A 12799-nucleotide genomic window follows, 5' to 3' on the forward strand; every position below is an offset into this window, starting at 1 on the left:
CGCCGCCTAAATTCGTCTAAATTGGGAGGTTGCTTTTCCATGCCTCGGTCCGACTCGGCCACCAAGAATCCGGAAAAGGGATACGTCGCGCTTCTCGGGTGGAGTCTCAATGCGGTGGAGGCGATCGACCGCTTCGACCGCCGCTACGTCGTCGTGGCCCCGGACTGGGCCGAGGAGTACTGCAAGGAGCACGAGATCCCGTACGTCCCGTGGAACTTCGAGCGGCTGAACGACCGCTCGATGGAGATCGCGGAGACCTTGCAGGAGATGGGCGTCGACGTCGCCATCCCACTGTTCGAGGAAACCGTGGAATGGGCCGGCGCGATCAATTCCGTGCTGCTCGACAACCCGCGGCTGTTCGGGCAGGCGATGCTGCTCCGGGACAAGGCGCTGATGAAGCGTCGCGCACAGCTCGGCGGGATCCGGGTGGGCATCTTCGAGGAGGCCCACGACCGCGACGACATCGTCCGTTTCCTCAAGCGCGTCAACCAGACCCTGCTGAAGCTCGACGGTGACCCGAACGACCCGATCCACATCAAGGCGTTCGACAAGGCGGGCTGCCTCGGGCACCGCGTGGTGCGCACCTACGAGGACATCGACAACATCCCGGACGAGGAGTTCCCGCTCCTGATGGAGTCCCATCTCGACGGGTGGGAGTTCGCCGTCGAGGCGTGGGTGCACAACGGGAAGATCAAGTTCCTCAACATCTCCGAGTACGTCACCCTCGGCTACTCGGTGTTCGTGCCGGCGACTCCGGAGCTGGAGAAGTACCGGCCCGCGATCACCGCGCAGATCGAGAAGCTGATCAAGACCTTCGACATCGAGTTCGGCTTCGTACACCCGGAGTACTTCGTCACCTCCGACGGCGAGATGTACTTCGGCGAGGTGGCCTACCGCCCGCCGGGCTTCAAGGTCTTCGAGCTGCTCGAGCGTTCCTACGGCTTCAACGCCTACCAGGGCATGGTGCTGGCCTTCGACCCGAAGACCACCGAGGAGGAGATCGACGCCTTCTTCCCGAAGGAGGTCGAGGGTGCCTCCGGCGTGGCCGGCTGCTTCGGCGTCTACCCGCGCCGCCGCGTCGTCAGCAGCCTGCAGATCCCCGAGGAGACCGAGGACGACGACTACTACGAGTCGCACGACCTCACGTCGCCGGTCGAGGAGACCGTGACGAAGAGGACCGCGTTCGGCACGCACTGGGGTCTGCTCTACTTCTTCGGGGACGACCCCTACCGGATGCGCGATCTGTTGAAGAAGCAGGAAGAACTCGATTTCTACGTCTGAGGGCGGGTACCCCCGCCCCTGGCCGTGGAGCCCGAACGAGGGAAGCCGTGTGAAACCGACCGTCGACGTCGCGAGTGGGACCTCGGTGCTGGACAGGCGCCTGGTCTCGCTCGACGACGCCACCCGGGACCTGGCCCGGACCCCGGACTTCGGCAAGACGACGAAGATCCGCAGGGTTCTGGAGCAGCTCCGCCGCGTCCTGCTGCAGGACGGAGGGCCCGCCGCCGTGCAGGCCCGCGCCCGTGAGCTGGAGGACGCCGGCGTGTTCGCGGGCACCGACTGGGCGCAGCCGGACATCCTGGTTCCGACCTTCGTCGGGGCCGGGCTGCACAGCGGCGTCGCCGACACGGTGGTGATGGAGGCGACCAGCGAGCTGCGGATGCTCGCGGTCGCCCTGGGGGAGTACGACCACCCCGCGATCTCTGCCGACGAGGCCCGTCAGTTCCTGTCCCAGGTGCTGGCGATGAACCTCGAGCTGCTGTTCACCCCGCCGACCGAGGCGGAGCGGGTCCACGAGGGCCGGACGGCCCAGATGATCCGCGACCTGTTCCGCCACATCGCCGAGGGCATCGGCTACGACAGCGTCCTGGACAAGCTGGTGGACGAGATCTGGCGGATCCTGCGCCAGCGCCCGATCCAGGTCGACCAGGTGTCGTCGCTGATCACCCGGCTGTCGGTGTGGCGCGGCGACCCGAGCGTCGACCTGTCCTCCGGGCAGGGACTCGACCGGCTGATCACCGCGCTGTTCGGGACCACCGAGGCGAGCCGCGAGGACCCGGGCATCGACGTCTTCCGCTCCCGACTGGAGGCGATGGACACCGGAGGCCTGCAGTACGAGGCCGCCGGGTTCGCCCGGGCCATGCACGACACCGGGCTCGTGTCGCCGTACCACGCGGAGCTGCTGCAGTTCCTGCGCCACGAGAGCGACTACCTGCTCGCCGAGGCGCTCGGCCTGTCCGACACCGGCAAGAACTGCCTGCTGCGCTTCCGGGACCTGGTGCACCGGCTGATCGAGGAGGCCGTCACCCCGCACACCGCGCAGTGCATCTACGGCCTGGCACTGCTGCTCGACCGCGGCATCCTCTACGAACCGCCGGTCGTGCCCGGGCTCTGGCGCCAGATCGCGCTGGAGATCGGCCCGGCCGCGCGGGAGCGCCTGGTCGCCGCGTTCGGCGAGGAGCCCGCACCCGAGGTGCGGCTGCTGGCCGGTGTGCTGTCGATGCTGGGCCAGCCGCTCGGCGTCGGGCAGGGCGACAACCCGACCTGCCAGTCCGCGCGCGCCCTGTCCATGTGGGCCTACAACGACCCGGACTACCTGCTGCAGATGGTCGTCTGGGCGGCCCGCGACGACGAGATCGTCATGCACTTCGAGGGGCAGCGGATCTCGTCGCAGGAGAGCGGAGCCGGGGTCGCGGAGAAGCTGCCGATCGACCTCGACCCGGTGTCGCTGGTCGTCGTCCCGCACCTGGACCGGATCTACGCCGAGATGGGCCGCCGCTGCTCCGACCGGCCCGGGGACCCGCACCGCTGGGTCAACCCCGAGTTCCACGGCTGGTGGGCGGCCCGCGGGTTCCACATCAACGTCGACGTCGGGACCGGCAACCTGACCGACCTCGACGCGTTCCTGCGTCAGTTCCACGCCGGGTACCACCCCGGGTACAACGGCGGCCAGCCGCTGATCCACCCGCAGCCCGCCGGGATCGCGGTCACCGACAGCGCCGCCCGCTACGTCGGCTGGCACGCCATCGCCATCCTGCGGGTCGCGCCGGACCCGAACGACGTGATGCGGGTGTACTTCTACAACCCGAACAACGACAGCGGGCAGGACTGGGGCGACGGCGTCGTCGTCTCGACGGCGGGCAACGGGGAACGCTTCGGCGAGGCGTCGCTGCCGTTCGATCAGTTCGCGTCGCGGCTCTACATCTTCCACGGCGACCCGCTGGAGCACGGGGAGCCCGAGCGCGTGCCCGCGGAGGACATCGCCACGATCGTCGGCTACATCGAACGCAGCTGGGGCGCCGACCGGCTCCCCGCCGGCGCACTCCAGGCCTCCGACGGCCCGGCGGCCCCGACCGCCTGACCCCGGCCGTGGGGGAGCGACGCCGCCCGGTCGCGGCACCGACCGCGCTCGGCGCAGCCGGGGCGGTGCTGCTGACCGGCGGCGCCTGGGCGGTGGTGCTCCGCCCCGGGTCGACGGTGGCGCTCGGCGCCGCGGTGGCCGGGACGGGGCTGGTCGTCGTGGCCTGGGTGCTGCTGGTGCGCGCTCCGGTGCTCCCGGTGCAGGCGGTGCGGGCGCTGCTCGCCTGGGCCACGCCACTGCTCGTCGCACCGCCGCTGTTCTCCCGCGACGTGTACAGCTACCTCGCCCAGGGGATGGTCGCGCTCGGCGGCGCCGACCCGCACCGGACCGGTCCGGCGGCCGGGCTGCCCGCCGGGTCGCCGGTCCTCGCGCGGGTCGACGGCTACTGGAGGGAGACGCCGTCGCCGTACGGGCCGGTGACCGACCTGTGGCAGAAGGCGGTCGCCGCCGTCGCCGGGGACGGGGTGGTCGCCGGGGTGGCGGCATACCGGCTGCTCGCCGTCGTCGCGGTGGTGGGGATCGGGTGGGCGGTGCTGCGCCTGGCCCGTGCCCACGGGATCCCACCGGGGACGGCGCTGGCGTGGGGGGTCGCGAACCCGCTGGTGCTCTGGCACGTCGTCGGCGGGATGCACAACGACGGCCCGATGCTCGCGCTGCTGCTCGTGGGTCTCGCCGTCGGTCTGCGCGGGCCGTGGGCGGCGCTCGCCGCGGGCGCCGTGCTCGTCGTGCTGGGGGCGTTGGTGAAGGCCCCCGCAGCGGTCGGGCTCGTGGTCCTGGCGGTCGCCGCGGCCCGGTCCGCGCCCGGCCGTACCCGCGGGTGGGGGGCGGTTGTACTGGTCGCGGGGGTGGCCGCGGCGGTCGCGGTAGCGGTGTCGGCCGTCGACGCCGGCGGGGGGAGCTGGCTCGGCGCGGTCTCCGCGCCCGGGCAGCTGTTCAGCTGGATGGCGCCCACCAACTGGGCCGCGGCGGTCGCGGGCGTGCTCGGCGCCGACCCGGCCACGGCACTGACGGCGACGCGGACCGCCGGGACGGTGCTCGCCGCGCTCCTCGCCGCCGGGGTGCTCGTCGCGCAGGCCCGCGGCCGGACCGGTGCGACGACGGCGCTCGGCCTGCTGCTCGGCGCCGTCGTCGTGCTCGGGCCGGTGCTGCACCCGTGGTACCTGCTGTGGGCCCTGACCCCGCTGGCCTGCGTGCCGCTCCCGCGGCGGCCACGGGCGGCGCTGACGGGCGTCGTGGCGCTGTTCGCGGTGCTGGTGCCGCCGCTCGCGGGGGACTTCTCCGGGCGGCCGATGCAGCTCGTCGCCGCCTACGCGGGCGGGCTGCTCGTCGTCGCGGTGGTGGGGGCGGTGACCGCCGGGACCCGCGCGCGGGCCCGCGCCGCGGCCGGATCATGCTGACCGTGTGGTGAAGGCACTCGCGCTGCGGATCGCAGCGGTCGTCGTCGGCGGGGTGCTGCTGCACCTGGCGTTCCCGCCGCGCACCGTGTGGTGGACCGCGATCGTGGCGTTCGCGCTGCTCTGGTGGGCCCTGTCCGGGGTCCGGGTGCGCCGCGCCGCGCTGCTCGGTGCGGTGTTCGGGTTCGCCTTCTACCTGACGCACCTGATGTGGATCCAGGACTTCCTCGGCCGCGACTACGGCCCGTTCCCGTGGGTGGGGCTGTCGCTGGTGATGGCGGGGTTCCCGGCGCTCGGCGGTGCGCTCGTCGCCCTCGCCGCCCGGCTGCCCGCCGCGCCGGTGTGGGGTGCGCTCGCCTTCGCCGCGCAGGAGTGGCTGCAGAGCCGGTTCCCGCTCAACGGCTTCCCCTGGGGCCGGGTCGCGTTCGGGCAGGTCGAGGGGCCGTTCCTACCGCTCGCCGCGATCGGTGGGGCCCCGCTGGTGTCGGTCGCGGTGGTCGCGGCCGGGTTCTGCGTGGCGGCGTTCCTGCAGCGTCCCCGCCGGGTCGTCGGCCTCGTCCCGGTCGTGGCGGTCGTGCTCGTGCTGCTCGCGGTGCCGACCCCGCCCGTCGACGCGCAGGACGGCACCCGCACCGTCGCGGTCGTGCAGGGCAACGCCCCCGACATCGGGCTCGGCCTGTTCGACGCCGGTCGGACCCTGCGCGCGAACAGCCTCGCCGAGACCTCCGTGCTGATCGACCGCGTCCGGTCCGGCGCGGTCGGTCGGCCCGACCTCGTCGTGTGGCCGGAGAGCTCGCTGTCGACCGACGGCGTCGACCCGGCGGTCGACCGGGTCGTCGACGCGCTCGGCGTGCCGTTCCTGGTCGGCACCAACTACAGGGCGGGCGCGACCGACACCGAGAACGCGGTGGCCGTCTGGAACCCGGGGACCGGGGTGGGGGAGCGCTACGCCAAGCAGGAGCTCGTGCCGTTCGGCGAGCGCATCCCGCTGCGGGCGGTCACGCAGTACCTGACCCCGTTCGTCGCGCTGGCCGACTTCACCCCCGGTACGGCGCCCGCGGTGCTGCCCGTCGCGGGCACCCGGATGGCGACGGCGATCTGCTACGAGACCGCCTACGACCACGTGCTGCGCGACGGCGTCGCCGACGGCGGTTCGCTGCTGGTCATCCCGACGAACAACGCCTGGTACGGGCGGGGCGAGATGACCTGGCAGCACCTCGCGATGTCGCGGCTGCGGGCCGTCGAGCACGGGCGGGCTGCGGTCGTCGCGGCGCTGTCCGGGGCGAGTGCGGTGATCCGGCCCGACGGCTCCGTCGTCGCCGAGACCGGGCTGTACACCGCGGACACCCTGGTCGAACAGGTGCCGCTGCGCACCGACCTGACGTTCGCGACCCGCTGGGGGGCGTGGTTCGAGCACGGTCTGGCGCTCGCCGGGCTGCTCGCGGCGGCCGCCGGATTCGGGTGGCGACGCCGGCGGGCGGGCGTCCGGTGACCGTGGCGGCGGGCCCGGCACGGCTGTGGGTGGGGCCCTGCTGGGCCGTCCACCTGGGGCCGATGCTCGGACTCGACGCACACCGGGGTGCGGTGGCGTGCCTCGCGGTCGGTGTCGACGACGACCTGACCGTGCGCGTCGACGGCGCGCCGGACCGCACGGCGCGGACCCTGCTGGTCCCGGCCGGACTGCGCCACCGCATCACCGGCGGCGCGCACCGGGCGGCCTTCGTGTTCCTCGAGCCCGGTCGCGGGCCCGCCGGGATCGTGACCGGGCACCCGGCCGAGCCCGACCTCGTCGCCTGCGCGGTCGACGGCGACGGGCCGGGGCTGCGGCGGATCCTGGTCGACAGCGGTACGGCGCCGGACGCCCGCGCCGAGCCCGACGCCCGCATCGCGCGGGCGATCGAGGCCCTGCACCGGCCCGGCGGCCCGGACCTGCCGACCGGTGACCTCGCGGCGGCGGCCGGGCTGTCGCCTGGCCACTTCGCGCGCCTGTTCACCCGGCAGACGGGGGCAGGCCTGCGGGCCTACCGCAGGTGGGCGCGGATGCAGATCGTCGCGGGCGTCGTGCGCGACGGCGGGGACCTCACCCGGGCCGCGGCCGACGCCGGTTTCGCGACGCCGTCGCACCTCGGGCTGGCGTTCCGCCGGATGTTCGGCCTGCCGCCCGGACGGCTCTTCCGGTCGGGGCTCGACATCCGGGTCGTGCCCGGTCAGGTCGCGGCGACGACGACCAGCGCACCGGCCGCGACCGCCTCGACCAGGCCGTAGAACCAGATCGGGTAGAACGCGGTGGGCCGGTCGACCATCCGGGACAGCACGCGCCCGACGGCCATCCCGCCGAGCGCGAAGGCGACGGTCAGCACCACGCCGATGCGGAGCCCGGGGACGGCCAGGGCCAGTCCGAGCACGGCCGCGATCGCCAGGCCGAACCCGCCGTAGACGGCGCGCACCTCCGACCTGCTCTCCGGGCCGTCGGCCACCAGCCCGAACGGCCGGACCAGCGCGGCCGGCGCGGCCAGCGCGTACCCGCCCATGAGCAGGAAGAAGATGCCGACCACGACGATGACCACGATCATCGCTCCTCCGTCTCGGTGCGACCCCGCGGCGACCGGAGGCTCGTCAGGACGTGGGCGAGCCTGCCGGGAACGGAAGCGGTCCGCCGTCACGGATCTGCGCGATCCCGGGGCGGTGCCGGGTCAGCCGGTCAGCGCGCGGCGCATGACCACCCGCGGGAACCCGCCGGACACCCCGGTGGTCGCCGCGGCGAACGTGAACCCGCCCGCCTCGAACAACGCGCGGGTGCCGACGTAGGCCATCGTCAGGTCGACCCGGGCGCCCCGGTTGTCCACCGGGTAGCCCTCGACGGCCGGCGCCCCCTGCTCCCGGGCGTACGCGACGGCTCCGGCGAGCAGGGCACGCGCGACGCCACGGCCCCGGTGCCCGGCGCGGACCCGGAAGCACCACACCGACCAGACCGGGAGGTCGTCGACGTGCGGGATGGTGCGGGAGCGGGCGAACGGCAGCTCGGAGCGTGGCGCGACGGCGGCCCAGCCGACCGGCTCGCCGTCGTCGTGGGCGACGACGCCGGGTGCGACCGCGCGGGTCGTCAGCTCCCGCACGTACTCGCCCCGGGCCCGGCCGGTCAGGGCGCGGTGCGTCGCCGCGGGCAGGCGGTGCGAGAGACACCAGCAGACCGACGCGTCGGGGTCGCGCTTCGGACCCAGCAGGGTCGCGAGGTCGTCGAACGAGGTGGCCGGACCGACGACGAGGGGCACCGGCGCAGGCTAGTCGGGGAACGCCTCGGCGAGCATCCGGTGTCCGTGGGCCTCGAACGGCTCGTCGCCGACCTGGAGGGCCCAGGTCACGGTGCCGACGGCCTCGGCGACCCATTCCCGGCGCCACGGGCCGGGCTCGCGCGGGTCGCCGCCGTAGCCGTCGTGGTGGGCCGTCTCCAGCGCCGGGTCCCACCGGAACTGGCGGGCCGCGAGACGCACCAGGTCGGTGGACGCCGGGCGCAGTGCCGCCCGGCCCAGGTCGATCACGGCGACGACCCCGTCGTGCACCAGCCAGTTGCGCGGGTGCCAGTCGCCGTGGGTGGGGACGAGCCGGGCCGCCGGTGTCGGCCAGCCGGCCACCTCCGCCCGGAGCCGCGCGAGGAGCCCGGGGGCGATGCGGTGCGGACGCCCGAGCCTGGTCAGGACGGTGTCGCGCAGCCGGGCGCCGTACCCCTCGTCGACGACGGCGGGCCGGTCGTGCAGCAGCGCCAGCAGCTCGCCGGCGCCGCGGTAGGTCGACGCCTCGTGCTCGGCGGGGGTGTCCTGCACCAGGGCCCCGGGCAGGTAGCGGGTGACCAGGAGCTTCGCGTCGGCGTCGGCGTGGCGCAGCTCCGGCGCGCGGCCGCGGGCGACGAGCGGGGCCAGCCACTCGCGGTGGGCGCGCAGCTCACGGGCGATGTGGGTGTCGGCGTCGTCGCCGGCCTTCACGATGAGGTCGGCACCGGCGTGGCGGATCTGCAGCACGGTGGTCCCGACCAGACCCCAGCCGTGGTCGGCGACGACCTCGTGTCCGGGTAACCGGTCCGCCAACAGCGCGGTCTGGCGGGCGGACAGCGGCACTCCGCCACGCTAGCGGCCCGGAGACGCCGATGGCGGCATCCCGCGTGGGGATGCCGCCATCGGACGGAGGAACAGTGCCCGGCCGCACGGCCGGGCGGGGGTGTCAGCGGGGGGACACCGAGGAGGCCTGCGGGCCCTTGGCGCCCTGGGTGACCTCGTAGGACACGGCCTGGTTCTCCTGGAGCTCCTTGAAGCCCGAGCCCTCGATGGCCGAGTAGTGGACGAACACGTCGGCGCCGCCGTCCTCGGGGGCGATGAAGCCGAAGCCCTTCTCGGCGTTGAACCACTTCACGGTTCCGTTGGTCATGGTGACTCCTTGTCATGCAGCTTTCGGACGGAACAACCACGTCGTGCGGCTGCCCGGGTCAGAGGAATTCCCAGACGGCAGCCAGCTTCAGCTACACCAAAGACAGCGGATCCGCCCGCATCATCATTCTGCGAGCGCGCTTGAGACACGAAACTCAGAACTACGGTGACCGAGGAGGACGCTACCGCAGGGCCCGGTGTCGGCCAAACAGCCGTCCGCCCCGAGACGCTCCCGCGGCCGTTCCGCGGGGTCACGACCTGCTGATCGTCATGCTCGGCGTGACTCTGATCACTGGACGGGCGCCGCCCCGGCACGGTCGGTGCCGGGGCGACGACCCGTCGGGGTGTGGTCAGGCGTCGGCGGCGGCCCGCTGGCGCACCGCGATGGGTGCCCCGGCGAGGTCCTCCTCGTTGCACATCAGCTTGAGCTCGTAGTACGCCGCCTCGGACGCCTCGTTGTAGTCGAGGTGGATGGCGATCACGTCGACCGGCTCACCCAGCCAGGACTGGGTCTCCCGCAGCCACTGCGCGGCGCGCTCCAGTGCGGTCGGGAGGTCGTTGTCGCGGAACTGGACCGGGCGGAACGGTACGTCCTGGATCCCGTCGAGCTGGTGCGCCGGGCGGGGGAGGCCACCGGCCAGTCCCGCGTCGTCGAGATCGAGCGCTACCGGGTTCTCACTCATCCCGTCAGGATCGCGCATCACACCCCGTCGTCGCACCCCACCGTGCCCGGTGTGTCGTCAACGACCCGGTGGCCGGCTGTGGTCCTCGGCGAGCCGTCCCAGGTTCAGCAGCTGCCGCCGGGCCATCACGAGGTCGCCGACCGACACCAGCGGCGCGAGCGCGCGGGTGCCGCCCATGACGACCTTGAGCAGCAGGCGGGTCGTGTCCGCCCCCTGCGGCGCGAGGACGTAGGACATGACGGCGCCCAGGACGCTGCCGGTGAGCTGCACCCCGGGGTCGACCGAGAGGATCCGGCCGATCCGCCGTCCGCCGGTCGCGGTGAAGGTGTCCCCGACCTGCGGTTCCGGAAGTCCCACGAGCTCCTGCGGGGATCGGCGTCCGAGGTTGTCGACCCAGTCGTAGGAGTACGGGGCGAGCCGGATCTGGGCGACCCACGGCCAGACGGCGGCGGCCGGCGCGGCGACGGAGACGCCCCGCCACGCCTGCAGCGTGGGGGCCGGGACCAACTCGTCGCACGGGTAGGGGCGGGCGGTCTCGGCGTCGCTCACGCCCCAGCGGTCACCGATCACGGGTCCATCGTGCACCCGGAGGCCGTCCGCTACCGGGAGGAGGTCGCCCCGTTCCAGTCGACGAGCTGGACGACGACACCGTTGGGGTCGCGAACCTGGAAGGCCCGTTCGCCCCACTCCTCGGTGGTCAGCGGCATGGTGATCGCGACACCCTCGGCGACGAGGCGCGACAGCTCGCCCTCCAGGTCGTCGACGGTGAACGCGAGGATCTGGCCGGCCGCGTGGACGTCGCGCTGGTCGTCCGGGAGCGTCGCCAGGCCGCGCCGCAGGTAGATCACGTTCATGCCGACGTCGTCGCGGGTGAGCGAGGCGAACCCGTCCGCCGCCATGGCGACCTCGAACCCGAAGTGCTCGGTCAGGAAGGAACGTGACGCGGCGACGTCCTCGACGTTCAGCGAGACAGCGGAGGCGGTGATGTGCATGGGACTCCTCGATTCTGTACAGCGTACATTGTACAGCGTACGTGAAGGGGTGGAGGAGAATCGTCCCGTGGCTCCCACGCGAACGAACGCCGGCGACCCGGACCGCACACTCGCCCTCCTCTGGCGCGATCCCGCGGCCGTCCCGCGTCGCGGACCGCGGCAGTCGCTCTCGCTGGACCGGGTCGTGGAGGTGGCCGTCGCCCTGGCCGACCGGGACGGTCTGCCCGCCCTCAGCATGCGCAAGGTCGCCGATGCGCTCGGTGTCTCCACGATGACGACCTACACCTACGTGCCGGGCAAGGCCGAGCTGCTGGACCTGATGCTCGACGCGGCCTACCGCGGGATGCCGATGCCCGACCTCACCGGCCGGCCGTGGCGTGACCGCATCACCTCGCTCGCCGACGGCAACCGCGCGTTCCACCGGGCGCACCGGTGGGCGGCGACCGTCTCCACGCACCGGCCGTCCCTCGGGCCCGGCCAGATGGCGAAGTACGAGTACGAGCTGCACGCCTTCGACGGCCTGGGGCTGTCGGACCTGGACCGGGACAGCGCGCTGTCGCACCTGCTGGCCTTCGTCCGGCAGCACGCCCTCGCGGAGCAGGAGGCGCGTGACGCCGCCCTGCTGTCGTCCCAGACCGACGAGCAGTGGTGGGCGGTCAACGCGCCGCTGCTCGGGCGCGTGCTGGACCCGGAGGTCTTCCCGCTGGCGGTGCGGGTCGGCTCCGCGGTGGGCGCGGCCCAGGGGAGCGCCTGGGACGCGGACCGGGCGTGGGAGTTCGGCCTCGCGCGGACCCTGGACGGGCTCGCGGGGCTCGTCGGGGCGTAGTTCCGACCAGGACACGACGAAGGCCCAGGTCCGCCGGACCTGGGCCTTCGTGTTGTCGGGGTGACAGGATTTGAACCTGCGACCTCTTCGTCCCGAACGAAGCGCGCTACCAAGCTGCGCCACACCCCGATGGACACCCGGGTCTCCCCGTGAGCCGTGGAGAACTCTACCCGATGCCCTCCGAGGCCTGCGCGGGGGTTCCCGTCCGCGCATCGGGGCCGGTCGTGCGGGGGACGAGGGTCAGCAGCGAGGCCTCCGGCGGGCACGCGAAGCGCACCGGCGCGTACGGAGAGGTGCCCAGCCCGGCCGACACGTGCAGCCGCATCCGGCTGCCCCAGCGGCTCGCCCCGCGGGCCCGGGACCGGTCGATCCCGCAGTTGGTGACGAGCGCGCCGTAGCCGGGGAGCCGCAGCTGGCCACCGTGGGTGTGCCCGGCGAGGACGAGGTCGTAGCCGTCGGCGGCGAAGCCGTCGAGCACCCGCGGCTCGGGGGAGTGGGTCAGCCCGATGCGCAGGTCGGCGTCGGCGTCGTGGCCGGCGATGCGCGGGTAGCGGTCCAGGTTCAGATGCGGGTCGTCGACGCCCGCGATCCGGACCGTCCGGCCGTCGACCTCGAGCACGTGCCGGGCGTGGGTGGCGTCGACCCAGCCGTGCTCGCGGAACGCGGCGCGCAGGTCGGTCCAGGGCAGGTCCGCCCCGTGCACCCGCCTCGTGTCCCCGCGGCGCAGGTAGCGGGCCGGGTTCTTCGGGGTGGGGCCGTAGTAGTCGTTGCTGCCGAACACGAACGCGCCCGGCCGCTCCAGCAGCCTCCCCAGCGCGGTCAGCACGCCCGGGACGGCGTCGGGGTGCGCCAGGTTGTCCCCGGTGTCGATCACCAGGTGCGGGTCGAGCTCGTCCAGCGCAGCGATCCACCGGATCTTGCTGCGCTGGCCCGGCGTCAGGTGGAAGTCCGACAGGTGCAGGATCCGCAGCGGCCGCGCACCCTCGTCGAGGACGGGCAGCTCGACCCGGCGCAGCGTCCAGTGCCGCCGCTCGATCCCCGCCGCGTACCCGATGCCCGACGCTCCGAGCAGGGCGGCGCCGGCGGCGGTACGGGCGAGGGTCCCGGCGATACTCACGCGATCCA

At 73.5% G+C, this 12799-nt stretch carries 14 protein-coding genes and 1 tRNA gene; 6 read left to right on the top strand and 9 right to left on the bottom strand.

Annotated elements, in window-relative coordinates; genetic code table 11:
- Positions 1–39 precede the first annotated feature (39 nt).
- The 5 genes from ZF1_RS01890 to ZF1_RS01910 all read left to right on the top strand — a co-directional run bounded on the left by ZF1_RS01890 (position 40) and on the right by ZF1_RS01910 (position 7020).
- Positions 40–1281: an ATP-grasp domain-containing protein gene (locus ZF1_RS01890; RefSeq protein ID WP_482636352.1), complete on the top strand. Its 1242-nt coding sequence runs from the start codon at positions 40–42 to the stop codon at positions 1279–1281.
- A gap of 49 nt (positions 1282–1330) precedes the next feature.
- Positions 1331–3361: a hypothetical protein gene (locus tag ZF1_RS01895; protein WP_073575783.1), complete on the top strand. Its 2031-nt coding sequence runs from the start codon at positions 1331–1333 to the stop codon at positions 3359–3361.
- 8 nt (positions 3362–3369) lie between these two features.
- Positions 3370–4758, top strand: a complete 1389-nt coding sequence (gene mptB, locus ZF1_RS01900) for a polyprenol phosphomannose-dependent alpha 1,6 mannosyltransferase MptB (protein ID WP_073575784.1) — start codon at positions 3370–3372, stop codon at positions 4756–4758.
- Positions 4759–4762: 4 nt separating this feature from the next.
- Positions 4763–6247 (top strand): apolipoprotein N-acyltransferase, encoded by a 1485-nt coding sequence (gene lnt / locus ZF1_RS01905; RefSeq protein WP_482636353.1) that lies wholly within the window; start codon positions 4763–4765, stop codon positions 6245–6247.
- A 62-nt stretch (positions 6248–6309) separates the two neighbouring features.
- Complete coding sequence (locus ZF1_RS01910) at positions 6310–7020, top strand: AraC family transcriptional regulator (protein ID WP_350591126.1); 711 nt, start codon at positions 6310–6312, stop codon at positions 7018–7020.
- Here ZF1_RS01910 and ZF1_RS01915 read toward each other — a convergent pair.
- The 7 genes from ZF1_RS01915 to ZF1_RS01945 form a co-directional block, all read right to left on the bottom strand.
- Positions 6963–7328 carry a DUF4345 family protein gene (locus ZF1_RS01915; RefSeq protein ID WP_139282818.1) on the bottom strand — a complete coding sequence of 122 codons (366 nt, stop codon included), beginning with the start codon at positions 7326–7328 and terminating at the stop codon, positions 6963–6965. The two genes, ZF1_RS01910 and ZF1_RS01915, sit on opposite strands and share 58 nt — an antisense overlap.
- A gap of 120 nt (positions 7329–7448) precedes the next feature.
- Positions 7449–8027 carry a GNAT family N-acetyltransferase gene (locus ZF1_RS01920; RefSeq protein ID WP_073575789.1) on the bottom strand — a complete coding sequence of 193 codons (579 nt, stop codon included), beginning with the start codon at positions 8025–8027 and terminating at the stop codon, positions 7449–7451.
- A 9-nt stretch (positions 8028–8036) separates the two neighbouring features.
- Entirely contained in the window at positions 8037–8867 is an 831-nt protein-coding gene (locus ZF1_RS01925) for a phosphotransferase (protein WP_357438598.1), read from the bottom strand.
- 103 nt (positions 8868–8970) lie between these two features.
- Entirely contained in the window at positions 8971–9174 is a 204-nt protein-coding gene (locus tag ZF1_RS01930; RefSeq protein ID WP_020627798.1) for a cold-shock protein, read from the bottom strand.
- A gap of 349 nt (positions 9175–9523) precedes the next feature.
- A complete protein-coding gene (locus ZF1_RS01935; RefSeq protein ID WP_073575791.1) occupies positions 9524–9856 on the bottom strand; it encodes a hypothetical protein in 333 nt (110 codons plus the stop codon).
- A gap of 57 nt (positions 9857–9913) precedes the next feature.
- Complete coding sequence (locus ZF1_RS01940; RefSeq protein WP_357438596.1) at positions 9914–10426, bottom strand: polyketide cyclase; 513 nt, start codon at positions 10424–10426, stop codon at positions 9914–9916.
- 29 nt (positions 10427–10455) lie between these two features.
- A complete protein-coding gene (locus tag ZF1_RS01945) occupies positions 10456–10848 on the bottom strand; it encodes a VOC family protein (RefSeq protein ID WP_224403785.1) in 393 nt (130 codons plus the stop codon).
- A gap of 67 nt (positions 10849–10915) precedes the next feature.
- Here ZF1_RS01945 and ZF1_RS01950 point away from each other — a divergent pair, with 67 nt between their 5' ends.
- Complete coding sequence (locus ZF1_RS01950) at positions 10916–11674, top strand: TetR/AcrR family transcriptional regulator C-terminal domain-containing protein (RefSeq protein ID WP_357438593.1); 759 nt, start codon at positions 10916–10918, stop codon at positions 11672–11674.
- A 55-nt stretch (positions 11675–11729) separates the two neighbouring features.
- Here the strand turns inward: ZF1_RS01950 and ZF1_RS01955 are convergent.
- Positions 11730–11803, bottom strand: a tRNA-Pro gene (locus tag ZF1_RS01955).
- A 37-nt stretch (positions 11804–11840) separates the two neighbouring features.
- Entirely contained in the window at positions 11841–12791 is a 951-nt protein-coding gene (locus ZF1_RS01960) for a metallophosphoesterase (RefSeq protein WP_357438590.1), read from the bottom strand.
- Positions 12792–12799: the final 8 nt, after the last annotated feature.

Source organism: Pseudonocardia sp. ZF1 (genome assembly GCF_056835605.1).